Genomic DNA, 24,273 nt, shown 5'->3' with positions numbered 1-24,273 from the left:
TCCTTATTATTACTAACAAAGATTTATTTGCTTACAAATTTACATCGTAGCAGTTTTTAGCTCTTTCGATAAAGCTATTCCAAATAAAACAATAATAAAACAACTAAATATCCAAAAAGTTAAAGTAGGTGTAGCTTCAAATAATGCTTAATAAAACAGCCCTCCATATATACCTCCTATTGCAGGCCCTATAACCGGAACCCAGGAATATCGCCAATTTGAATCCCTTTTTCCTGGTATCGGTAAAAACCAATGTGCAATCCGCGGCCCCAAATCTCTGGCAGGATTTATACGGAGCTACTAGTTAGTTATTCCACATTATCTTTCCTACTTAACCTGTATATCCAAAAATTTCTTTTTTTAACTTTCTGTGTTGTTAACGAACGCTCTTAAAAAAAGATAAAATACTACCAAGTTACTTCGTAGTTTATCTTTTTTGAGAATCATTGGGTAGTTACCACATATTAGGACAAAAAAACTGACAGAAAGGGTCATAAAGGCCCCCCTCCTGTCAGTTCTTTGTATATCTACCATAATTCACGATTTGAAGTAGATACTGCATGAGCCCCTGCCTTCAATGCTGCTGAAACATCTTCCTCTGTTTTTATCAGCCCACCGGCTATTACAGGAACTTTAGTTTGTTCATAAATTTCTTTAATAATAGATGGCATCCTTCCTGGTAATACCTCTACACTATCAGGCTGAATACGTTTAATTAGTTCCAGACTATGGTCCAATGCAAGACTATCTAATAAAAAAATCCGTTGAATCGATAGAAGGTTATGTTTCTTTGCTAGCTTTATAATATTAGCCCTGGTTGATAAAATCCCATCTGGTTTAACTTCTCTTACTAGATATTCCATACCAAATTCATCCGCTTTTAACCCTTGGATTAAATCAAAATGCACCAATGCTTTTTTATTTGCACGTTTTGTGTAAGTAACAAGACTCTTCAACTGGGCAAGTCTTGTTTCCAAGAAAACAAGTGAATCATAAGAGGTGTCGAGCGCCTTATCAAAATCTTTCATTTTACGAATTGCCGGAATAATCCCAGAAGGTATATCCATTATTATCACCTATTCAGAGAAGTTATTTTCTTCACGTTTTTCCATTTCCTTTTTCGTATAAATCACTTGCATCGGGTTCCCCCCAACAAAAGTTCCCGGGGCGACATCCTTGTGAACAAGTGTGCCTGCTGAAACAACAGCTCTATCACCTATCGTAACACCAGGTAATATAGTTGTATTTGCACCAATCAGTACATTATCACCAATTATGACATTGCCAATACGATATTCTTTAATAAGATATTCGTGCGCAAGAATAGTGGTGTTATAACCAATTATACTATTATTTCCCACACTTATTTTTTCAGGAAACATAACATCTGGTACCACCATCAATGCAAATGCTGTTTGTTTGCCCACCTTCATTCGTAAAAAAATACGGTACAAGCTATTTTTCAAGCTTAGAAAAGGTGTATACCGAGCCAATTGAATGATAATAAAATTTTTAACAACCTTCCAAAAGGACACGGTTTTATATATTTGCCACAAGGAGTTGGCATGTTCTACCGGAAAACGCTCTGTTTTACGCATGTACTACACTCCTGTTATTTTCAGTAAATCCCGCATGTCCTCCAGCATATAAGTCGGTTTATATGCTAAGAGACTATCTCTACCTTTATGCGCCCAGGAAACACCTGCAGTTTGCACTCCTGCATTTTTACCAGCCACTATATCATGATAGTTATCTCCAACCATTAATGTAGAGGCGCCATCTGCATCCAATTCCTTCATTGCCTTTATTACTGGCTCTGGATGAGGTTTTGCATGTTGGACATCGTCATAAGTAATAATGGTATTAAATAAAGGTTCCAGACCTGTCAGAGTGAGACCCATATGCACACTCTTAGCCATTTTTGTAGAAACAATGCCAACCTTTTTCCCACTATTTTTCAACTTCTGTATGGTTTCTACTGCGTACGGAAAAGCCTTTACATAACGATCGTGCTCAGCTAGATTATGTTCACGATAGGTCTTAACCAGTACATCAGCCCTTTCTGGATCTATGTTATGAAATGTATCGAGTAATGGGGGGCCGTTAAATCCCATGATTTCCTCTTTGGTAAAGGATAAATTATGTTTTTTGAACGTGTGTTCAAAAGAGGCGGTTATAAGTTCATTTGTATCAATTAAGGTGCCGTCAAGGTCAAAGAGTATTATATCTATGTTCATTAGTTGCTTCCTTCCTGTTCTTTGAATAATCTACGCGTTTCCATATATAAGCAATAGCCAATGTTAAAAGAATAGCTGTGGTTAGGCGTATGAGCAATAATGGCCAAACGGGAATCCCTAAAGGTATAAAAATTAGAGTATCCTCCACTACCGCATGACAGGAGACTAAAAAGATCAGTGCCAGTAGCATATCTTTTTTGGATACATTGTCCTCTTCCACGGCCTGAATCATTAACCCTGCTCCATAGGCTAGACCAATTGTTAATCCCGCAACCATTGTCATAGAAGTGTTCTTTTCCATTCCAAGCAATCTTGTAAACGGTGCGAATTTATTTGAAAGAATGCTCAGCCATCCTTTTTCCCTTAAAAATTGCATAATAACCATTAATGGTATAACAATACAAGCCAACTGAACAATAGCTATAATAGCTGTTTGAAGACCTTGCAGTATAATAGCTCCCCAGCCAATCGGGTCGGCAATGTCAGAGGAAATAAGTCCATATTGTGCCATCTCTGTTCCGCCATTCCATACTATATTAATAACAATCGCCGCTATTAAAGCCAACGTAACACGGATACCGACAATTAACCACCAGCTCACTCCAACCCTGGAAGCGACTGCTGATTCAATAAATAAATTATGAGAAAATGACAACATGACTGCCATGATAAAAACTTCTTTCACGGAAAAATCGAAAGAAACAATTGCAGCTATTCCAGCATATAAATTCAGGGCATTTCCTAACACCAAGGGAACGGCTGCCTCACCTGACAGCCCAATTAGTCGCATCAACGGGGACAATTTTTCCATAACCCAAGGTAAAACAGGAGTATACTGTAAAATAGTCACTAACAAAGTGATAGGAAAAATTACTTTTCCTAATGTCCATGAAGTTTTCATTCCTTCTTTTAATCCACGTGACATAATCCCAGTCATCCGCATTTCCCTCTTCTCTTCCTATTTTTTCTTTTTATTCTTCTTTTTATTATCAATTTTCTTCTTTGCAGATACTTTTTCTTCTGCATATCTGATTTTAGGCCCTTTAACATGGCGATATACAAGAATAATTATTGCTGTAACAATACCAATAACAGATATAAGCTGCGCCTGCCTTAAGTCGCCAACAGCGTATAAACTATCAGTTCGCATTCCCTCGATAAAATAACGACCTACAGAGTATGCAATCACATAGCTTAAGAATACGTCTCCGCGTAACGGGTTATACCTGCGTAAGATAAGTAAGAAGGCAAATACAAGTAAATTCCAAATAGATTCATATAAAAAAGTAGGATGGTACATAACTCCTTCAATACACATTTGGTTCATTATAAAATCAGGTAAATATTGATGAAAACTATTATACGTTTCCTCTGAAATAGCACCACCATGTGCTTCCTGATTCATAAAGTTTCCCCAACGTCCAATTGCCTGCCCTAAGATCAAACTTGGCGCAATGATATCTGCTAATTGCCAAAAGGAAATTTTCTTTATTCTTGTAAATACAATTGCCGTCAAAACACCACCAATAACAGCACCATGTATTGCAATGCCACCTTCCCATATGGCAAAAATGTCTGTCCATGGTCCATCCGCGTAATTTTCCCATTCAAATATTACATAATAAATTCTGGCAAGCAAAATAGCGATCGGAATGGCGAAAACAACAAAATCCACAATGAGATCTTTTTTCATTCCCAAGCGATCTGATTCTTTTGTTGCCAGATACAATCCCAGAAAAGCGCCTGTGGCAATAATCACCCCATACCAATAAATTGGTAAGGCCCAATTTCTAAAAATACCCGGTCTAACGCCGGTGCTTGACAACTCATATGACTCCTCCTATTCTGCTCCTTCTGACTCCTGTTCAATCATCATGGTTAGTCGCTCTGAAAACTCCTCAGCTGCATTTACTCCCATTCTTTTCAAACGGAAGTTCATTGCTGCAACCTCTATAATTACTGCAAGGTTCCTACCTGGTCGAACAGGTATGGTTGCTTTCGGTAACTCAACATCCATTATCTTCATTTTATCTTCATCTAATCCAAGTCTGTCATATTGCTTTTTCTGATCCCATATTTCCAGATTGATAATGAAGGAAATTTTTTTATGACTTCTAACAGAACCTGCTCCGAATAATGTCATTACATTAATAATTCCTAGTCCGCGAATTTCTAGAAGATGCTCAATTAATGGTGGAGGATTTCCAATCAAACTATCATAATCCTCCTGCCTGATTTCTACGCTATCATCCGCTACCAGGCGGTGTCCTCGCTTCACTAATTCCAAAGCAGTTTCACTTTTCCCTACGCCACTTTGACCTGTAATCAGGACACCAACCCCATATATATCAACAAGCACCCCATGGATCGCTGTCGATGGAGCAAATTTAGCTTCCAGATAATTAGTTAAACGGCTAATGACCCTTGTCGTTTTCCGTGGTGAATGTAAAATAGGTACTCCAGATTCATTTGCTGCATTTATCAATATTTCTGGTATTTCCATTCCTCTGGAGACAACGATTCCAGGAGTGATATCTGTACATAAACGGCTGGCGCGATCTCTTTTTTCCTCATCTGTCAGATCTAGAAAATAAGCCATTTCTGTTCTGCCGATTAATTGTAAACGTTCTTGGGGGTAATATTTAAAATAACCGGTCATTTCAATTCCCGGACGTGAAATGTCACTTGTTATAATTTCTCTATGTATTCCATCTTCCCCTGCTACAAGAGTTAAAGTAAAATTTTTAAGTAAATCCTTGGTACGAACTATCGACATGTACTGCATCCTCCTCGAATTGGTGTAAGAAGTTTCACTTTATTGTAGCATATACGAAAAAAAAATCGTAGGCGAATAGCTACGAAGCATTTTCTGTTAACGGATGGAGTCTTTCACCAAATTATTTAGCACTAAGTTAATAATGGAAATGATAATAGAAGCAAGTATAGCTATACCAAATCCATCAATTACGAAGGATGAATCCATTAATGCTTGTGTAATCATTAGCGTAACTGCATTGATAACAAATAAAAATAAACCAAGTGTTAATATTGTAATAGGTAATGTAAATAAAATGAGCAACGGCTTAATTAAGATATTTAAAATAGCTAGAATGAAACTGGCCAAAAGCGCTGTTCCGAATCCTTCCAGCTGAAAAGAATCAAATAGTTGAGCTACAACTAATAAAGCTACTGCATTCAAAATAAGTGATATCAGCCAACGAAGCACCATTTAATGTATCTCCCTTTCATTTGGTATTATAAAGATAGCAATCAAGTACACAAATGCAAAGGTGAAGGCACTAAAAAATAGTAAAATAATAAAAATTAATCGTAGGATAGTTACATCAACATTGAAGTATTCTGCAATACCGCCTAGAATACCTGCGACCATACGTTGATTAGATGAACGATATAATTTTTTCATAAAATGCTCCCTCCTTCTATATATTCAGGTTTCCTCATGTAAATATAATTTAAACATTATAATTGTATTTACAATCTACACTGAAATAGTCTTTTAAATGCTTTTTTCTAAATAAAGTTAAATATTAAAGCAGAAGAAGAGAGCGATTCTTCACTTATATCTTCATTTTAGAAGTCTATTACTTTTCAAAGTCCCAAATATAAAATTGTTCATACCCAAGCCTTTTTTCAGCTTTTTCTTTTAAATCCTTATCTAAGTTTTCATAATCTGTTAGTTGACCAAGTATTCCACTAGCCTGTGAGGTATGGCACAATATGGCTTCCATTTTCTTGTCCAGGTATGGGCGAATATCATTAATTACATGAGGTTTTCCTAAATCCTCCACGTACGTATTCGTTATAGCTTGCGCCCACACTGTCGGTCGAACTTCAGGCTCCATTAAACTTACTGCCTCGATAGCTGCCGCGCCCATGGCATTATGATCAGGGTGAACAGCGTGTGGAGGATAATGCGTAATTACAAGCGAAGGCTTGATTTCTTCAAGTCTTGCTTTTAAATCATCTGCTATCTGGCTACGATTCTCATATTCAATTGTCTTATCACGATAGCCAAGCATTTGTACTTGAATGTCCAGCGCCTTGCAGGCATTAAGTAATTCTTGTTTTCTGATCTCTGGTAATGTCTCACGATTTGCAAATGTGGGGGAGCCCATATTTCTACCCATTTCACCTAATGTGCCACATAAGTAGGTAACTGGTACCCCCTGCTCTCTAAATTTTGCAATTGTTCCAGCGGCGCCAAACGATTCATCATCAGGATGTGGGTATATAACTACAACATGTTTTTCCATTCTTATCACCTTTATTCTAAAAATTTACCATAATAATTAAATGTTTTTCCATTTTTTAATAGCTAAATGGAGTTTCACTAATTTGAAGTGCTACCATTAAACGGCCTTCGCGATCATGACCGGCCATTAGCATCTTACTCTCTTCCTGCATCACCCAATCAGTTAGCCCTTCAGCATAAATCCACCCTTTTTCCATTTTCAAGCCAACCCGATAGGCATTTCCGCTTCCAACGATCTTTGCTTGATGAAATGTTACTTCTGCATTTCTAACATATGCTCCTACATTGTATGCTTTATCGTCAAAATGACTTGCATATGCCCCATTTGTCGTTTCCACATGTACATATACTGCTTTATTAGTAAAACGATCTAATTGTTCTTGTACTTTTTCCATTTCAATTGATTTCATTATTCTGTTCCTCCCAAAAACACTTCTTTGTTTAGCTTATCCAAATGATAGGAATGCGTCAAAACATACGTTTGAAAATATCGCAAAAGAAAGTTCAATAGTAGTATACTTGCTGGAGTATATTCCTAATCTAATACATTAAAGGAATGAGACGAGCGTGAGAGCAATCGGCAGTAGAACAAGCTAATCCGCTGAAAACAGTCCTACATAGTTAATTCGTAGTTTACCAATTTTGTGTACTATCGAACCCCAATAAAAAATTCTTAAAGATACGGTAACAAAAAATAGGTAATAAGCTTTGTCCAGCTTATTACCTTTACAGTTTACTTTGCACTTATTTTTTCTTTGTTTGAAATCAGATTATTCATTCGCTGCTGGTCTCTTTCTAACACCGGTTTTAAATATCGGCCAGTATAAGATATTTCTTTTTTAGCAATCTCTTCCGGTGTACCTGTTGCAATAATCTGTCCTCCACGTGCTCCGCCTTCTGGTCCTAAGTCAATAATATGATCTGCAGTTTTGATAACATCAAGATTATGTTCAATAATCAACACTGTATCACCATTATCCACTAAACGCTGAAGGACTGCTAACAACCGTTTAATATCATCAACATGTAAACCAGTTGTCGGTTCGTCTAAAATATAAAAGGATTTTCCATTGGAACGGCGGTGTAATTCACTTGCGAGTTTCACCCGTTGCGCTTCTCCACCTGACAATGTTGTTGCCGGCTGTCCTAGTTTGATATACCCTAAACCAACATCATAAATAGTTTGCAATTTACGTTTAATTTTAGGGATATTAGCAAAAAACTCCAAAGCTTCTTCAATGGTCAGTCCTAATACATCAGAGATATTCTTTCCTTTATATTTAACCTCCAAGGTTTCCCGGTTGTAACGTTTTCCATGACAAACCTCACAAGGGACATATACATCTGGTAAGAAGTGCATTTCAATTTTAATTATTCCATCGCCACGACAGGCTTCACATCTTCCACCTTTAACATTGAAGCTGAAACGACCTTTTTTATAGCCTCGTACCTTTGCTTCATTAGTTTGAGCAAAAACATCACGGATATCATCAAAAACACCTGTATAAGTTGCTGGATTGGAACGAGGAGTCCTTCCAATCGGTGATTGGTCAATATCGATAACCTTCTCGATATGCTCGATCCCTTTTACCGTTTTATGCTTTCCTGGCTTATGTTTGCACGATACAATTCCTTGGCTAATGATTTGTATAAAATTTCATTTACTAAAGTACTTTTCCCCGAACCAGAAACGCCGGTAACTACGGTCATTAGACCAATTGGAAATTTAGCATTAACCTTCTTTAAATTATTCTCTTCAGCTCTAACTACTTCAATATGACGTTTATCACTTTTTCTTCTTTGAGATGGTAATTGAATAAATTTGTCTCCAGATAAATATTGTCCTGTTAGAGAACGCTCATCTTTCATTACTTCTGTTGGTGTGCCGCTCGCTACTATTTGGCCTCCATGCTCCCCAGCACCTGGACCAATATCTATTAACCAATCGGCAGCCAGCATGGTATCTTCATCGTGCTCCACAACAATTAACGTGTTATCCAGATCCCTCATGCGCTTTAATGTTTCGATAAGCCGATCGTTATCCCGTTGATGCAGTCCGATGGATGGTTCATCCAATACGTAAAGAACCCCTGTCAGAGCAGACCCAATCTGAGTAGCCAGGCGTATACGCTGAGCTTCTCCGCCCGAGAGTGTACCAGCTGCACGAGATAAAGTGAGATAATCCAAGCCGACATTATTTAAAAATTCCAGCCGGTTACATATTTCCTTGAGGATCATTTGAGCAATTTTTTCTTCCTTTTCACTTAGCTCTAAATGCTCAAAAAAGTCCTGTGCCTCTACTATGGAGAAATCAGTGACTTTGCTAATATGCAGCCCATTTACCAGTACCGCTAAAGCTTCTTCCTTTAAACGGTATCCCTTACATGCAGGACAATGTTTTTGGGCCATATACTTTTCTAAGGTTTCACGAATGAAATCAGATGATGTTTCACGATACCGTCTAGCTACATTTGCTAGCACACCTTCAAAAGCGACACGATTATCTCTAACTTTACCGAAATCATTTACGTAATGGAAATGGATTTTTTCATTCCCACTTCCATACAGAATTTTATCCATTTCTTCTTTCGGAAGATCCTTTACTGGTGTATCCATATTTATATTAAAATGATTGCAAACACTTTGCAGTAACTGAGGATAATACTGAGAACTAATTGGTTCCCAAGGTGCAATTGCATGCTCGTTCAACGTCTTATCCCAATCAGGAATGACGAGATCCAGATCTACTTCCAGGTTTGTCCCCAATCCGTCACATGTAGGGCATGCTCCAAATGGACTGTTGAATGAAAATAACCTTGGTTCCAACTCATCAATCGAGAATCCACATATGGGACAGGCATGATTTTCACTAAACATTAATTCCTCTTCACCAATTACGTCAACAATGATCTTGCCTTCTCCCAAAGTAAGTGCTGTCTCAATAGAGTCACTCAATCGCCCAGTAATTCCCTCTTTTACTACAATACGGTCCACTACAACTTCAATAGAGTGCTTTTTGTTTTTCTCTAATTTAATTTCTTCTGATACTTCTCGCATTTCTTTGTCTACTCTTATTCTCACGTAGCCTTCCTGACGCAACTTCTCAAATACTTTTACATGCTCACCTTTTCGGCCGGAAACAACTGGAGCAAGTATTTGCAGCTTAGTTCTTTCAGGGTATTCCAAAATGCGATCAACCATTTGCTGGACCGTTTGAGAAGAAATTTCAATTCCATGCTTTGGACAAGTGGGATGGCCTACCCTGGCATATAGAAGTCTTAAATAATCATAGATTTCTGTGACTGTTCCTACTGTTGACCTTGGATTCTTACTCGTTGTCTTCTGGTCGATAGAAATAGCAGGAGATAGTCCCTCTATGGCATCTACATCCGGCTTATCCATCTGGCCTAAAAATTGCCGTGCATAAGCAGAAAGAGACTCGACATAGCGCCGCTGCCCTTCTGCATAAATTGTATCAAAAGCGAGTGAAGATTTTCCAGATCCTGACAAGCCTGTAAGTACGACCAGATTATTTTTAGGAATGGTGACATCAACATTCTTTAAATTATGTGCCCTTGCGCCTTGAATTTGTATACTTTTACTAGGCATTTATAAATCAACCTCCCACTTTAAGCTCTAGAATAATATCACGAAGTTCAGCTGCTTTTTCGAAGTCAAGACCTTTGGCAGCCTCCTTCATTTCTTTTTCCATTTGTTCAATTGCTTTTGTTTTTTCTTTTCCGGAGAGGTTAGCAAGACTCTTCTTATTATCTCCGTATTCTTCCTGCTCTTCTGCAGCTACAGTTGCACGTATGACATCACGCACATCTTTTTTAATTGTCGTTGGGGTTATTCCGTGTTGTTCATTATAAGCCATTTGCTTTTCACGCGTCGGTTGGTTTCATCCATCGCCACTTGCATGGAATTTGTAATGCGGTCTGCATACATAATTACTTCCCCATTTTCATTACGTGCAGCGCGTCCCATTGTTTGGATAAGGGATCTTTCTGAACGAAGAAAGCCCTCTTTATCTGCATCTAGAATTGCCACTAGCGAAACCTCCGGTATATCCAACCCTTCCCTTAGAAGGTTAATACCAATTAATACGTCATATTTTCCAACTCGCAAATCTCTAATTATCTCAATCCGCTCAAGCGTTTTTATTTCCGAATGCAGATATGCAACCTTCATTCCTATTTCTTTTAAGTAATCAGTTAAATCCTCTGACATCTTTTTAGTCAGTGTAGTAACAAGTACTCTTTCTTTCCGTTCCACGCGTTTATTTATTTCACCAATGAGGTCGTCGATTTGCCCATTAATCGGACGCACTTCGATTTTAGGATCAAGTAATCCTGTAGGTCTTATAATTTGTTCTGTCATTTCAGGTGAATGTTCCATTTCATAGGGCCCGGGAGTTGCTGAGACGTAAACGAGCTGATTCGTTGCTTTCTCAAACTCCTCGAATTTTAACGGTCGATTATCTAATGCTGAGGGCAAACGAAATCCATGGTCTACAAGAACTTGTTTTCTAGCCCTGTCCCCATTATACATTCCACGGATTTGGGGAAGAGTAACATGAGATTCATCCACCACTACAAGAAAATCATCCGGGAAGAAGTCTAAAAGGGTATATGGTGTATCCCCTTCATTACGGAATGTTAAATGACGGGAATAGTTTTCAATACCTGAACAAAAACCCATTTCATTCATCATTTCAATATCATAATTTGTACGTTGTTCCAGACGCTGTGCTTCAAGTAATTTATTTTCCGAACGGAGTTCTTTCAGTCGTTCTTCCAACTCTTTTTCGATATTTATAATAGCTTTCTTAAGCTTTTCTTCACGTGTAACAAAGTGGGAAGCAGGAAAAATTGCAATATGCTCCCTGTCACCAATAATTTCGCCTGTCAATGCATCTACTTCACGAATACGGTCGATCTCGTCGCCGAAAAATTCAATTCGAATACAATGTTCTTCCCGTGAGGCTGGGATGACTTCTACTGAATCTCCACGCACACGAAAAGTACCACGTTGAAAGTTAATATCATTCCTTGCATATTGTATATCTACAAGATCACGTAAGAGTGCATCTCGATCCTTTTCCATCCCCATCCGGAGTGAAAGCACCTGGCTTTTATATTCTTCAGGGGAACCCAAACCGTATATGCAAGAAACACTTGCTACAATTAAAACATCATTTCTTTCAAATAATGAAGATGTAGCAGAATGTCGGAGTTTATCAATCTCGTCGTTTATACTCGCGTCTTTTTCTATAAAAGTATCAGTAGATGGTACGTAAGCTTCCGGTTGATAATAGTCATAATAGCTGACAAAATATTCAACCGCGTTATTTGGAAAAAACTCTTTAAATTCACTATATAACTGTCCAGCTAAAGTTTTATTATGCGCAATGACCAATGTTGGCCGATTTATTTCTTTTACCACGTTAGACATCGTGAACGTCTTCCCTGTTCCAGTTGCTCCAAGTAACGTCTGATGACGCTGACCAGCCAGAATTTTATCAACGATTTCCTGAATTGCTTTAGGCTGGTCGCCACGCGGTTCGTAGTTCGCTATTAATTCAAACGTATTATTCACTAGTCTTGCCCCCGATCTGAATCATCTATAAATAGTTTATCATACGTACAAATAATTTTAACATATTAACGAACAAATATTCGATAAAAAATGCTTTAACCCTTCTCTTCTAAAGACATTATACCCTTATAAGCCTACTTAAAATCATACCAGTAATATTTCACCATAAAAAAACACCAGCCTTTTCGCCGATGTTTTCCTTGATAATATTAAATAAACTAGAGCCTATTATTCACCTTTAGTTACTTTTATTAACCCAACTGCCCCCTTAGTAGCATGATTAAATTGATGTGTTACAAATGGATATTCTCCTTCTTCTTTTACAGTAAATTCTACAACTGCGCCTCCGCTTGCAGGTAGCATAACTGTCTGCATCCCCTTATAATGGTTGGCCGGGTTACCATCAATATAAACATCATCAAACATCGTCCCAACTACGTGAAAGCTACTAACTTCGTTTGGTCCAACGTTATTTATATAGATACGTACTTTATCTCCAGCATTTGCTAATAATGGTTCATCCTTCACCGCACTAACGGTTCCATTCGTATTTGGTTGCCCTTCATGTAATGCTTTTGTGGAAAATACAACTTGGGAAGGGACATCGTTTGTCATATCCTCAAGGTCGTTGTATTTATACCATTCGTTCTGAATAACAACATACTCTTTATCCACTTCGTTGTCAGTTGGATAACCGTCATTTGGTTTTACAATAATCACACCATGCATTCCATTTGCAATATGTTGGAGAACAGGTGCAGTACCACAATGATACATAAACACACCTGGATTAGATGCTTTGTAAGAAAACGTACCATCTTCATTTGGAGCTACATCAGCAAAGTTTTTATCCGGAGCAGTATGAACAGCGTGAAAATCCATACTATGAGGAATTGCTGGATCCTTATTTTCTAATGTAAAGTGAATGGTATCCCCTTCATTTACTACAACTAGCGGTCCAGGTGCCTCTCCGTTAAACGTCCAGGCCTTGTAATTATAATTTTTATCAATTTCAATATCAGTAATTTGCGCTGTCATCGTAACAAATACATCTTTTCCATCTCGTTCAAATTCCACAGGTACAGGTTCTTGATTTAATTCTTTGTGTGGAGCTATGATGTCCTGTAGATTTTCCGTAGCACTCGTTTGTTTCACAGAGCTCTTAAGCTCCTTAGACACTTCATGTTGAACTTCGTTTGTTCCATTACCACAAGCAGATAACATTAAAGCACTCACCATTAATACAGCAGTTAACGTATACTTAGCTTTTTTCAACATATTAATCACCTCTAGTTAAGATTGAAGATAACCTTAGGCCATCCAACATATATGTGTTAGTTATCTGCTCTGCGTGAATAACCCTATCTTCACTCTTAGTTTATGATTTATATACCTGCCCACCTGTGATTTGCATCACTTTTCATTTGTGTGTATATGAACAATATATGTCTGACATAAAGACAGTAAATACTGTATAAATAGGAAAAATACTATAAGTACGCGGAATCATTGTGAATATTTCACAAAAGAAGAGAGTAAACAGGCTAAGTTGAAAATTAAAAAGGTAATTCCATGATCAATCATGGAATTACCTTTAGTAAGTAATAAGTTAATTACTTAGTAGCCTCTTCTTTCTGTAAGGGTCTGCGGCAAATACCACACCTAATTCATGGTGGTCCCCTTCGTATAACGCGCCTTGTACAAAACGATTTTCTCCATTAAAATCTATGATTTCCAATTTAAAAAAGGCACCACTCTTTTGGAGTGAATAATAAAACTCTTCAATGCCACTGACTCTGAATCCATTCACTTTGGTTATAACTTCACCAGGTAAAATTTCAAGACGTTCCGCTGGAGTTTCAGGTATAATTGCTAATACTTTTAGCCCTGCCTTACTGCGTTGGAAGAAAGATGGAGATAACCGATCAGCAGTTCTGAATCTATAGTTGATTAACTCTCTTCCAAGGATTGATAAAACTACTGCTGCCAGAGTGAACCAAGATTGAAATACACTTCCAACAGCCAAGACAAGGATAAAAACTCCCAATAGGATAACTTGTTTAGCCAGACGGCGTGCTGCATTTGCAGGAGCATTACCTAAAACAGCTTGTTCAAATCCGATTAGTAAAGGAAAAAGCACTAGGCTATAAGTGGTTTCACCAATAGAAAAATATGGCCAATACGGTGCAAAAGGTGTAATTAATCCCGAGGAACTAATGTAAAAAAAGGAATTATGCTTAACTTTTTTAAACGGTGGAGACCAATCCAACCACCTCTGGAACCTTTTATTAGCTCAGGATAGGATTCCTGCTTCCTCGTTTTCCATATCAAAGCCCCTTCTGCAATTAATCCTATTCCCAACAAAATAACGATAACACTAAAACTTATATCTGAAAATGGTTGAGTTCCCTTCCTAGAAATGGGAGAAACAATAAAATCACATAGGTTAACCCAATGGTGTAACTAGGTGAAAGTAACGTAAATTTGCCAGTGATACTTAAAAGTATAATTACAATACTAATGATAAACATTACTTCGTAAGACAATACCATTCCTGTTCCTAAAAAGATCACAGAAAAAATTACACCAAGTAATAAAGAGAAAAACAATGTATTCTTCCATTCAGAAAAAACATCAAAGATTTTAATACCAAAATTTTTTCTTTCTTGTTTAATTCGCCTGTAACCTGCCAGTACCACTAGGAACAGACTCCAATACAGTAATGGTTGGAGAAACAGTTTAGCTAAACCTTTCCCTAGTTCAATTGCCCACAAGTTCATTGCTTCATCACCTTCTCTGTTAAACTATCTACTAGTATTATTCGATAGTTATCGACTTTTTTCCTGCAATTTTTGAGTTAAAAAGCCGCGGTTTCAGCCGCGGCTTTATGCTTATTTATATAAAGCTTTCAGTGCAGTATCTAACTGAACGTCGTCTTCTCCATTACGTATTTTCTCTACAATCTTTGTCTCCAGTAATCCAGCTGTTTTTTTATCAACTTCCCCAGTCACTTTTATATCGTTCTTCTGTTGGAATTCCTTCACAGCTTTAACTGTCTCTTTACTGAAATAGCCATCTTCTCTCCCCGGCTCGTAATCTAAACCAGAAAGCATTTTTTGGATATTCCCGATTTTCTCATCAGATTGATCAAATCCAAATGGGTCATCAATTTGAATAGGATTAGAATAATAATAATCAGGTTGTTTCTTCTCAATCGTTGGTTCTACTCCCTTTTCATTAATCCAATTACCTTTTGGAGAAAGCCATTTGTAGAAAGTAAGCTTAATCGTACTTCCATCTCCTAATGGAACTGCTTGTTGTACTGTCCCTTTACCAAAACTTGTTTGCCCTACTACGTCATAACCTGCTTCCTTCATTGCAACAGCCAATATTTCTGAAGCAGATGCACTTCCTTCATCTACAAGTACAGTTATTGGATACTCTTTCTTTTCTTTTAGCTGGGAATAATAAGGTGTTTTATCACCATTTTGATCTTCAATCTGCAAGTATGGCATATCTTCAGGTATAAATAGTTTTAGCATATCTTCGACAACATTAAGTAAGCCTCCTGGATTTCCTCTTACATCGATAACCAAGCCTTCAATTCCCTTTTTTTCAAGGCTATCCAGTTGTTTTGTAAACTCCTCAGCAGTGTGTTCAGAGAAGTTAGTAACTTCCAGAATTCCAGTTTTTTTGCCATTAATTGTTTTTAAGTCATTATAGACTGTTTCAACTGGAATGGTATCACGTACAATAGTAACGTCAAACGGTTCTGAAGCTGCAGCGCGTTTAACTTCTAAGACAACCTCTGAACCTTTTTCTCCTCTTATTTTTGCGACAGCCTCATTTAAATCCAAACCTTCCAAGCTTTTCCCATCTACAGATAGTACTTGGTCATTTGGCCGGAGCCCCGCCTTTTCAGCAGGAGAATCCTTAATCGGGGCAACGATGGTCACTTTACCTTCAACCATGCTTACTTCTGCTCCAATTCCTTCAAACTCTGCTTCGATTTGTTCATTGAAATCCTTCATGGACTCTGCATCCATGTAAGAACTAAAAGGATCCTCAAGGGTTGTTAACATTCCTTGAATAGCACCTTCAATCAACTGTTTATCATCAACATCCTTCAAATAATTCTGTTTGATTAAGGTATATGCTTGTACAACTTTCTGCATATCTTTCGGAGTTGTTGCTGCTTGTTCATCTGCTTTTTCTGTGGCTCCTTTATTCGCACTTTGCTCAATGGTTGACTCACCTTGATTTGCAAGCTTAACGCCAGTATAGGCTCCGGCGAACCCTAGAAACAATGCTGCAAGCAGCAAGAGAACTATTTTCATTTTTCCATATTTCATATTTCCACCTCAATCATTATGTTGAATGCACATGCACAATAAAAAGCATATCACTTTCCCTTACCTATGACTATGTTTATTACTAAGTTTATGTAATTATATCATAATCTTTCCTAAGAAAAAGAGACACCACAATATTGTGATGTCCTTTTTAATAAGCAACTTAATTTAAGTAGTTTAATGGATTGACAGAATTGCTCTTAGAAGCATTCCAACCACCTTTATGAACTTCAAAATGAAGGTGTGGACCTGTAGAACCACCTGTATTACCAGTAGCGCCAATAGTTTGTCCTTGGCTTACTACAGCACCTGCAGAAGTTGAGATTCTGCTAAGGTGTGCATATAACGTAGTGTAGTTCGTTCCATTAATACTATGTGAAATCATAATTGTATTTCCATATCCATTCATCCATCCTGCGCGGATAACTACACCTGAAGCAGCTGCTTTTAAGGTAGTTCCAGTACCAGCACCTATATCCATACCAGCGTGGAGCTTTTTCGTTCCGTAAATTGGGTGAATACGATATCCATAATCAGAAGTTTTGGGACCAGCAGCCGGCCAGATGAAAATACCTCCGCCACTGTTAGAGCTTGAACTAGCACTTGCACTGCTTCCTGAATTGGAATTAGAGCTTGAGCTCGAACTGGATTGTGAGCTGTTTGATTTACTTTTAGCTTCAGCAGCAGCCTTTCTTTCTCTCTCTTTTCTAGCTGCTTCTTCTTTAGCAAGCTGTTCCAATTTTCCTTTTTCTGATTCTGCCAGACGTTTCGCCTTTTCAACAGCAGATGCTTGAGCAGCAAGGATTTCCTGCTCATCTTCAATACTTACTTTATACTCTTCCAAATCAGAATGTTCTTCTTCCAACTTAGCCATCAATGATTCTCTTTCTTTCATTTGGCTATTTAAGTCACCTTTTAAAGCTACAAGCTCTTTCTTTTGATCAACAAGAGATGCTTTTTTAGCTTCTACTTCTTTTTTGCTGTTTTCTACCTCAGCTTTATTCTTTTCTAAGGAAAGCTTATCTGCTTCTTGTTCTTCCATAATAGATTTATCCTGATCCATTATGGCATTAACCGCAGAAGATCTGCTAATGAAATCGCCAAAACTTTGTGAACCTAAAATAACTTCTATGTATTTCATGTTCCCACCATTTTGTTGGATGGCACGCAGGCGATCCTTAAGTAGTTCATTACGCTTTTTAATTCGCTCTTTTAATACTTTTATTTCTTCTTTTAATTCTACTATTCTATTTTTTAATTCATCAATTCTATTATTGGTTTCAGTTATTTCGTTTTCCTTTGTAGAAATTTTATTCTTTGTGTTATTTAATTTCTCGTCAATGTTTTGTATTTCTTTCTCAACAGAACTCTGTTCATTCAAATTTTCATTTATTTTAGATTGCGTATTTTCTTTATCACTGGAAAGGCTACCTTGTTTATCATTCAGCTCCTGTTTTTCTTTTTCCAAGTCATTAATCTTATCATTTAATCCATTTATGGACTCAGCCGATACTGAAGTTACCGTTCCAATACTTAGAGATAATACTAAAACCGTGGTCATTCCGAACGAAAAGATCTTCTTCATTACCCGTGTTCCCCTTCCCTATGTTTAAAAATATTTTATCTTTGATGCTAGCAACAACTGTTGTTATTAAACTTTTAAAAACTTGCGGACACTCATTACGCTCCCCCATACACCGATCAATGCACCAATACCTAATATGATAAGGGATAACTGCCATGCAAATGGGTTAAATGGCAATAATTCAACAAAACTATAATTAATTCGTTCACTAATATTATTTTCTAAATAATAATAGCCACCTAAAATAGCAGCAATCGGAACTACAGATCCTAGAATTCCAAGTAAGAGACCTTCAATAAAAAATGGCCATCTGATAAAGCCGTTTGTTGCTCCTACCAATTTCATAATGCCAATTTCTCTGCTTCGTGCCATAATAGTAATTTTAATTGTATTGGATATCAGGAATATTGCTGTAAAAACTAATCCAACAATAAGAACAACACCTATCGTTCTTGCGTATTTATTGAATTCAAAGAGTCGTTCAACTACCCCTTGTCCATAATTCACTTCCTGAACCCCTTGCAAATCAGAAATTTTATCAGCTACTTTTATTGTGTCTTGTGGATCTTTTGTTTTGATAATGTAAACATGATTTAAAGGATTGTCCTGTTCAAATAACTGCCATGACTTTCCTTCTTCCCCCATGCTGTCAACTAATTCTGACAACTGCTCATCTTTAGAAGAAAAAACAACTGAATCCACACCATTTATCTGTTTTATTTCATCCCCGATAGTTGTTATTTGATCCTCTTCAAGAGTCAGCTCTAATAAAGCATTTATTTCCACATCTTCTTCTATGTTATCTGCCATCTGGTTTAAGTTAAGCATAAGAGCTAGAAAGGCACCGACCAAAATAAGTGTGGTGGTTACTGCACCTACGGAAGCTACCGTCATCCATCCATTTCTTGCTATATTTTTAAACCCTTCCCGAAGATGTCGTCTCACTGTTCTAAATTTCATAGCCGTATTCACCTCGGTGCTCATCTCTCACAATAAGTCCATCCTCTATTGCAATGACTCGTTTTTTAATCGTATTAACAATTTCTTTACTATGTGTTGCCATTATTATGGTTGTTCCACTGGAGTTAATCTCTTCCAGTATTTTCATGATTTCCCATGAAGTTTCAGGATCAAGGTTTCCAGTCGGTTCATCTGCAATAACAATTTTAGGTTTGTTGACGATGGCACGGGCAATGGACACGCGCTGTTGCTCACCTCCGGACAGTTCATCTGGGATAAACCGTGCCTTGTTTTTCAAACCGACGAGCTCTAGTACATCCATTACTAGTTTGCGGATATTTCGCGGAGATTCTTCAATTACTTCCAATGCAAAAGCAATATTTTCATATACTGATAGTTTAGGTAAAAGCTTAAAATCTTGAAAGACAACACCAATATCTCTTCTAAGAAAAGGCACTTTCTTTTCCTTTAAGCTACTCATATCTAAATCGTTAATCATAATTGTTCCATTTGTTGCTTTAGCTTCACGATACATTAATCTAATAAATGTTGATTTACCCGCACCACTCGGGCCGACTATGTAAACAAATTCACCTTGCTCTATTTCAACATTAATACCATTTAATGCTGTAACCCCATTTGGGTATGTTTTATGAACATCTTTCATTAATATCATATAAAATCACCTTTATGTTTATTGTCATTCCATTCTATTCACTGAAAAAAATTGCTCCACTTTTTGGAAGCAATCAAAAGATTTCTTATTCATTATAACATCTTTCGCCAGTTTTTTTAGACATAAAATTATTACATTTGTGTTTCAAAGGTTGGCTAATTTGAAATATAATAGGTTTTTTTGTAAGAAAAAAGGGGTAATTGTTACTGGTAATATAAACTTGTAAAATTATTAAGCGGAGAATAGGAACTAACTTGAAGTGTGATGATTTGCTACCAAAAATAAAAGTCCGGCTTTCCATAAGCCAGACTTTTGTTTGTTAAAATTATTTCTTTTCAGCTAACCAGCTAGACAAAAGGTCAACGTCATCACCAGATACTAATCCAGCTGGCATACTACCTTTACCATTTTTAATAATATCAGCAATTTCATCTGCAGAATATTTAGAACCAACCTGAGTTAGATCAGGGCCTGCTCCACCGGAAAGATCTGCACCATGACATGAAGCACAATTGCTTTCAAATACTTCCTCAGCCGCTGCTGAATCTACAGAACCACCCTCGGAAGATTCCTCTGTTGCATTGTCACCAGAGTCTTGTTGCTCGTCTGTACCACCTTCGTCACCGCCGCCACATGCAGCCAGTACGATAGCAGTACCAAATAGAACTGTTAGTAACCATTTTTTCATAACTTAAATCCCCCTAACGCAAATTTTAGATTAATGACTATCATAATTTATTATAACCATTTTCCAGGGAATTAAAACCCCTTTCATAACGCATCGATAACGTTATCATCACTGTAATATAGGCAAATCAATGACATTGCCAGTTTGTGTCAATTCAGTGAAATAATTCTTCACAGTAATAAGTGTGATATATTTCATAGTTTGTGCACAAGAAATTTTATTATGCATTAATTTTAGAGCGCAAAAATGCATCGATAAATGGATCGATATCTCCATCCATAACACCTTGAGTATTTCCAACCTCTACGTTCGTGCGATGATCTTTTACCATAGAGTATGGATGGAAAACATAGGAGCGAATTTGACTTCCCCACCCAATTTCTTTCTGCTCTCCTCGTATCTCATCTAATTCCTTTTGTTGTCGTTCAATTTCCAGCTGATATAGTTTAGATTTCAGCATTTTCATTGCAGCTTCCCTGTTTTTAATTTGGGAACGCTCATTTTGGCAAGTAACGATCACATTTGTTGGTATATGGGTGATTCGTACAGCGGAGTCCGTAGTATTTACATGTTGGCCACCCGCACCACTGGCTCGATAAGTGTCTATTTTAATATCCTCCGTTTTCACATCAATATCAACATCATCTGTTAATTCCGGCATAATTTCACAAGATACAAATGACGTATGTCTGCGTCCGGAGGAATCAAATGGCGAAATACGAACTAAACGATGGACTCCTTTTTCAGCTTTCAGATACCCGTATGCATTATGCCCTTTAATAAGTAATGTAACGCTTTTAACACCAGCTTCATCACCCGGAAGATAATCGAGCATTTCTACTTTAAAATCTTTACTTTCTGCCCAACGTTGGTACATGCGAAGCAGCATACTTGCCCAGTCTTGGGATTCAGTTCCACCTGCTCCCGGATGCAATTCTAAAATAGCGTTGTTTGCATCATAGGGCTCACTTAATAGCATTTGCAACTCAAAATTATTTATTTCTTTTTTTATAAGAGTTACGTCCTCATTTAATTCCTCAAACAATTCCTTATCATTTTCTTCCTTAACAAGCTCGAAAGAAACTTCCAGATCTTCCAGGCGTTCCTCAAGGTATTCAAAGTTGGTAACATATCCCTTTAACCCATTTACCTCATTAATTACTTTTTGGGCCTCATCCTGATTATCCCAAAATGATGGTTCAGACATGTTTAATTCAAGTTCTTTAATTCTAGCTCTCTTTTCATCTAAGTCAAAGAGACCCCCTAAAGTCTTCGATTCGTTTTAACATTTTATCCAATTCATTTCTAATTTCTACCAATTCCATTTTCTCACCTCTTCACTATATTTAAAGCATGAAACACTCCACCATAAGAGGAGTGTTTCATGTTTACTTACCATGACAGTTTTTATACTTTTTACCACTGCCACATGGACAAGGATCATTCCTACCTACATTACTTTTTTTCACATAAGGTTTATTAGTTTTCTTTTTGTCTTCTTGACTTCCGGAAACTGCTTGTGTATCTTTAACTACTTCCTGGCGTTGTAGGTTATCACGGATTTGAGCTTTCATAATATATTTAGAAACTTCTTCTTCTATATTCTCAACCATCGCTTCAAACATAGCAAAACCTTCCATTTGATACTCACGAAGCGGATCATTTTGACCGTATGCTCGTAAATGTATTCCTTGGCGAAGTTGGTCCATTTGATCAATATGATCCATCCACTTAGAGTCAACCGTGCGCAGTAAAATAACTTTTTCAAATTCACGCATTTGTTCCTCTGTAAGTTCTTGCTCTTTCTCGTCATAACGACCACGTACTTTATCCATGATCAGTTCATTCATTTCTTCAGGATCTTTCCCTTTTAAATCCTCTTCTTTAATATCTTCGTAATCTAGAAGGCTTCCATGTACAAACTCGAGAATAGCCTTATAATCCCAATTACTGTCGTCGTCATCGCCTGTATGTGTAGCAACTACCCGGGTCACAGTAGATAGTATCATGTTTTCAATAATCTCTCTCAGGTTTTTATCAGAATCAATTACGTCAAAACGTTGTTTGTAAATAATTTCGCGCTGTTCTCTTAATACATCATCATAAGAGAGAACCGTTTTACGTGCATCAAAGTTATTTCCTTCCACACGCTTTTGAGCAGATTCTACAGCACGGGAAACCATCTTACTTTCGATTGGTTGGCTGTCATCCATTCCTAAACGCTCCATCATATTTTTTAAATTATCTGAGCCAAACCGACGCATCAGCTCATCTTCCATTGATAAGTAGAATTGTGTTAGTCCGGGATCACCCTGACGGCCAGAACGCCCTCTCAACTGATTATCAATTCGGCGTGATTCGTGCCGTTCTGTACCTATTACAGCGAGCCCGCCTAATTCTTTCACACCTTCTCCAAGCTTAATATCAGTTCCACGCCCAGCCATATTGGTTGCAATCGTTACTGAACCCCTTTGACCAGCATTTTCTATAATTTCAGCCTCTCGATAGTGGTTTTTAGCATTTAAAACATTATGTTTTACTCCGGCCTTCTTTAATAGCTGTGAAATTAGCTCAGATGTTTCTACAGCGACCGTACCTACTAATACAGGCTGTCCTGCTTCATATCTTTCTTTAATTTCCTCCACTACTGCCTGAAATTTGCCTTGCATGGATTTATAGATTAAATCTGCACGGTCTTCTCTTACTATTGGTTTATTCGTTGGTATTGCCAATACATCCATATTATAAATATTCCGGAATTCTTCTTCCTCTGTTTTAGCAGTACCCGTCATACCGGCAAGCTTGTTATACATACGGAAAAAGTTTTGGAAGGTGATGGAAGCAAGGGTCATACTTTCATTCTGTATTTGCAGTCCCTCTTTTGCTTCAATTGCCTGATGAAGGCCATCACTGTAACGACGCCCCTTCATTAAACGCCCAGTAAACTGATCCACAATAACAACTTCTTCATCTTGTACTACATAGTCTGTATCGCGGTGCATCGAAACATGTGCTTTTAGTGCTTGGTTAATATGATGTGTAAGCGAAACGTTGTTTAAATCAAATAAATTTTCAATAGAAAAATAGCGTTCAGCTTTGTTTATTCCTTCCTCAGTTAGCTGAACTCCCTTTGTTTTTTCATCATACGTATAGTCACCCTCACGATTTAACGTACCAACAAAACTATTTGCTTGCTGATAAAGGGATGCAGATTTTTTTGCAGATCCAGAGATAATAAGAGGTGTTCTTGCTTCATCAATTAAAATGGAATCCACCTCATCGATAATGGCGTAATTTAAAGGTCGTTGTACCATTTGATCCTTATATAGCACCATATTATCCCTTAAGTAATCAAAACCATATTCATTATTGGTTCCATAAGTGATATCACATAAGTATGCTTCTTTTTTCTCTTCTTTAGTTAATCCATTCCCATTTAATCCGACAGTCAGTCCTAGAAAATGAAAGAGTTCTCCCATCTCTTTTGCGTCACGATCTGCTAAATATTCATTAACAGTTATAATATGCACACCTTTACCTGAAATTGCATTAAGATATGCAGGCATAGTTGAAGCAAGTGTTTTACCTTCCCCTGTTTTCATTTCTGCAATATTACCTTCATGAAGTGCAATGGCACCCATAAGCTGGGTTTGGAAAGGTCTCATACCTAATACACGTTTGGCAGCTTCTCGTACCACCGCATATGCTTCAACAAGTAAGCTATCCAAATCTTCCCCATTTTCGTAACGCTGTTTAAATTCATTTGTTTTCTCTTGAAGTCCTGCATCAGACAACTTACTTATATCGATTTCTAATTCTTCTATTTGATCTACTTTTTTTTGTAGACGGTTAAGCTGTCTTTGATTTCCATCACCAAAGATCTTTTTAATTAATCCAGCCATAG

Annotated in this window: 19 protein-coding genes and 4 pseudogenes; all 23 read right to left on the bottom strand. The window is 37.4% G+C overall.

Annotated features, from left to right (window positions below; translation table 11 throughout):
• Positions 1-39: 39 nt before the first annotated feature.
• A pseudogene (locus JCM12304_RS19880) lies at positions 40-291 on the bottom strand (aquaporin); the annotation flags it as partial.
• A gap of 236 nt (positions 292-527) precedes the next feature.
• On the bottom strand, positions 528-1,067 hold the full coding sequence (locus JCM12304_RS03160; RefSeq protein ID WP_019377725.1) for a glycerol-3-phosphate responsive antiterminator: 540 nt from the start codon (positions 1,065-1,067) through the stop codon (positions 528-530).
• Between the two features lie 9 nt (positions 1,068-1,076).
• On the bottom strand, positions 1,077-1,598 hold the full coding sequence (locus JCM12304_RS03155) for an acyltransferase (RefSeq protein WP_019377726.1): 522 nt from the start codon (positions 1,596-1,598) through the stop codon (positions 1,077-1,079).
• A gap of 3 nt (positions 1,599-1,601) precedes the next feature.
• Positions 1,602-2,237 carry a pyrophosphatase PpaX gene (gene ppaX / locus JCM12304_RS03150; protein WP_060678517.1) on the bottom strand — a complete coding sequence of 212 codons (636 nt, stop codon included), beginning with the start codon at positions 2,235-2,237 and terminating at the stop codon, positions 1,602-1,604.
• On the bottom strand, positions 2,212-3,174 hold the full coding sequence (locus JCM12304_RS03145; RefSeq protein ID WP_060678516.1) for a nucleoside recognition domain-containing protein: 963 nt from the start codon (positions 3,172-3,174) through the stop codon (positions 2,212-2,214). Before JCM12304_RS03145 ends, ppaX begins: the two co-directional genes overlap by 26 nt.
• Before the next feature lie 21 nt (positions 3,175-3,195).
• Positions 3,196-4,067, bottom strand: a pseudogene (gene lgt, locus JCM12304_RS03140) (prolipoprotein diacylglyceryl transferase).
• 10 nt (positions 4,068-4,077) lie between these two features.
• Positions 4,078-5,013, bottom strand: a complete 936-nt coding sequence (hprK, locus tag JCM12304_RS03135; protein WP_019377730.1) for an HPr(Ser) kinase/phosphatase — start codon at positions 5,011-5,013, stop codon at positions 4,078-4,080.
• Between the two features lie 96 nt (positions 5,014-5,109).
• On the bottom strand, positions 5,110-5,466 hold the full coding sequence (locus JCM12304_RS03130; protein ID WP_019377731.1) for a phage holin family protein: 357 nt from the start codon (positions 5,464-5,466) through the stop codon (positions 5,110-5,112).
• Positions 5,467-5,661, bottom strand: a complete 195-nt coding sequence (locus JCM12304_RS03125; protein WP_019377732.1) for a PspC domain-containing protein — start codon at positions 5,659-5,661, stop codon at positions 5,467-5,469. It lies immediately after the preceding gene.
• Positions 5,662-5,839: 178 nt separating this feature from the next.
• A complete protein-coding gene (bshB2, locus tag JCM12304_RS03120) occupies positions 5,840-6,511 on the bottom strand; it encodes a bacillithiol biosynthesis deacetylase BshB2 (protein WP_019377733.1) in 672 nt (223 codons plus the stop codon).
• A 55-nt stretch (positions 6,512-6,566) separates the two neighbouring features.
• Positions 6,567-6,920, bottom strand: coding sequence for a YojF family protein (locus tag JCM12304_RS03115; protein WP_019377734.1), 354 nt, complete (start codon positions 6,918-6,920; stop codon positions 6,567-6,569).
• Between the two features lie 323 nt (positions 6,921-7,243).
• Positions 7,244-10,119 (bottom strand): annotated as a pseudogene (uvrA, locus tag JCM12304_RS03110) (excinuclease ABC subunit UvrA).
• A 7-nt stretch (positions 10,120-10,126) separates the two neighbouring features.
• Positions 10,127-12,108, bottom strand: a pseudogene (gene uvrB, locus JCM12304_RS03105) (excinuclease ABC subunit UvrB).
• A 228-nt stretch (positions 12,109-12,336) separates the two neighbouring features.
• Positions 12,337-13,386, bottom strand: a complete 1,050-nt coding sequence (locus tag JCM12304_RS03100) for a multicopper oxidase domain-containing protein (RefSeq protein WP_019377737.1) — start codon at positions 13,384-13,386, stop codon at positions 12,337-12,339.
• 331 nt (positions 13,387-13,717) lie between these two features.
• Positions 13,718-14,248, bottom strand: coding sequence for a PDZ domain-containing protein (locus JCM12304_RS19875; RefSeq protein ID WP_256200749.1), 531 nt, complete (start codon positions 14,246-14,248; stop codon positions 13,718-13,720).
• Between the two features lie 244 nt (positions 14,249-14,492).
• Positions 14,493-14,888, bottom strand: a complete 396-nt coding sequence (locus JCM12304_RS19870) for a hypothetical protein (protein WP_060678514.1) — start codon at positions 14,886-14,888, stop codon at positions 14,493-14,495.
• A gap of 111 nt (positions 14,889-14,999) precedes the next feature.
• Positions 15,000-16,460 (bottom strand): S41 family peptidase, encoded by a 1,461-nt coding sequence (locus tag JCM12304_RS03085; RefSeq protein ID WP_019377739.1) that lies wholly within the window; start codon positions 16,458-16,460, stop codon positions 15,000-15,002.
• A 163-nt stretch (positions 16,461-16,623) separates the two neighbouring features.
• The gene (locus tag JCM12304_RS03080; protein ID WP_060678513.1) at positions 16,624-18,045 is read right to left on the bottom strand and encodes a murein hydrolase activator EnvC family protein; all 1,422 of its coding nucleotides are present in this window, start codon (positions 18,043-18,045) and stop codon (positions 16,624-16,626) included.
• Between the two features lie 66 nt (positions 18,046-18,111).
• Entirely contained in the window at positions 18,112-19,005 is an 894-nt protein-coding gene (gene ftsX / locus JCM12304_RS03075) for a permease-like cell division protein FtsX (protein WP_019377741.1), read from the bottom strand.
• A complete protein-coding gene (gene ftsE, locus JCM12304_RS03070) occupies positions 18,995-19,681 on the bottom strand; it encodes a cell division ATP-binding protein FtsE (RefSeq protein ID WP_019377742.1) in 687 nt (228 codons plus the stop codon). The genes ftsX and ftsE overlap by 11 nt, the downstream gene beginning before the upstream one ends.
• A 325-nt stretch (positions 19,682-20,006) precedes the next feature.
• On the bottom strand, positions 20,007-20,369 hold the full coding sequence (gene cccB, locus JCM12304_RS03065; protein WP_019377743.1) for a cytochrome c551: 363 nt from the start codon (positions 20,367-20,369) through the stop codon (positions 20,007-20,009).
• Between the two features lie 220 nt (positions 20,370-20,589).
• Positions 20,590-21,694, bottom strand: a protein-coding gene (gene prfB, locus JCM12304_RS03060; protein ID WP_100217636.1) for a peptide chain release factor 2 whose coding sequence is annotated in 2 segments (ribosomal slippage) — positions 20,590-21,621 and positions 21,623-21,694 — 1,104 coding nt in all. Because the reading frame shifts where the segments join, the coding sequence is not laid out codon by codon here.
• A 63-nt stretch (positions 21,695-21,757) separates the two neighbouring features.
• The gene (gene secA / locus JCM12304_RS03055; protein ID WP_019377745.1) at positions 21,758-24,271 is read right to left on the bottom strand and encodes a preprotein translocase subunit SecA; all 2,514 of its coding nucleotides are present in this window, start codon (positions 24,269-24,271) and stop codon (positions 21,758-21,760) included.
• Positions 24,272-24,273: the final 2 nt, after the last annotated feature.

This window comes from Virgibacillus halodenitrificans JCM 12304, from assembly GCF_001310895.1.
Lineage (GTDB): Bacteria > Bacillota > Bacilli > Bacillales > Amphibacillaceae > Virgibacillus_Q > Virgibacillus_Q halodenitrificans.
Note: the sequence above shows the minus strand (reverse complement) of the source record. Positions and strands in the feature narration are given on the sequence as shown.

What these genes read in the sequence shown, in the direction of transcription:
- JCM12304_RS03160 (WP_019377725.1), bottom strand. Translation starts at nt 1,067, where the DNA reads ATGGATATACCTTCTGGGATTATTCCGGCAATTCGTAAAATGAAAGAT.
- JCM12304_RS03155 (WP_019377726.1), bottom strand. Translation starts at nt 1,598, where the DNA reads ATGCGTAAAACAGAGCGTTTTCCGGTAGAACATGCCAACTCCTTGTGG.
- ppaX (WP_060678517.1), bottom strand. Translation starts at nt 2,237, where the DNA reads ATGAACATAGATATAATACTCTTTGACCTTGACGGCACCTTAATTGAT.
- JCM12304_RS03145 (WP_060678516.1), bottom strand. Translation starts at nt 3,174, where the DNA reads ATGACTGGGATTATGTCACGTGGATTAAAAGAAGGAATGAAAACTTCA.
- hprK (WP_019377730.1), bottom strand. Translation starts at nt 5,013, where the DNA reads ATGTCGATAGTTCGTACCAAGGATTTACTTAAAAATTTTACTTTAACT.
- JCM12304_RS03130 (WP_019377731.1), bottom strand. Translation starts at nt 5,466, where the DNA reads ATGGTGCTTCGTTGGCTGATATCACTTATTTTGAATGCAGTAGCTTTA.
- JCM12304_RS03125 (WP_019377732.1), bottom strand. Translation starts at nt 5,661, where the DNA reads ATGAAAAAATTATATCGTTCATCTAATCAACGTATGGTCGCAGGTATT.
- bshB2 (WP_019377733.1), bottom strand. Translation starts at nt 6,511, where the DNA reads ATGGAAAAACATGTTGTAGTTATATACCCACATCCTGATGATGAATCG.
- JCM12304_RS03115 (WP_019377734.1), bottom strand. Translation starts at nt 6,920, where the DNA reads ATGAAATCAATTGAAATGGAAAAAGTACAAGAACAATTAGATCGTTTT.
- JCM12304_RS03100 (WP_019377737.1), bottom strand. Translation starts at nt 13,386, where the DNA reads ATGTTGAAAAAAGCTAAGTATACGTTAACTGCTGTATTAATGGTGAGT.
- JCM12304_RS19870 (WP_060678514.1), bottom strand. Translation starts at nt 14,888, where the DNA reads ATGAACTTGTGGGCAATTGAACTAGGGAAAGGTTTAGCTAAACTGTTT.
- JCM12304_RS03085 (WP_019377739.1), bottom strand. Translation starts at nt 16,460, where the DNA reads ATGAAATATGGAAAAATGAAAATAGTTCTCTTGCTGCTTGCAGCATTG.
- JCM12304_RS03080 (WP_060678513.1), bottom strand. Translation starts at nt 18,045, where the DNA reads ATGAAGAAGATCTTTTCGTTCGGAATGACCACGGTTTTAGTATTATCT.
- ftsX (WP_019377741.1), bottom strand. Translation starts at nt 19,005, where the DNA reads ATGAAATTTAGAACAGTGAGACGACATCTTCGGGAAGGGTTTAAAAAT.
- ftsE (WP_019377742.1), bottom strand. Translation starts at nt 19,681, where the DNA reads ATGATATTAATGAAAGATGTTCATAAAACATACCCAAATGGGGTTACA.
- cccB (WP_019377743.1), bottom strand. Translation starts at nt 20,369, where the DNA reads ATGAAAAAATGGTTACTAACAGTTCTATTTGGTACTGCTATCGTACTG.
- secA (WP_019377745.1), bottom strand. Translation starts at nt 24,271, where the DNA reads ATGGCTGGATTAATTAAAAAGATCTTTGGTGATGGAAATCAAAGACAG.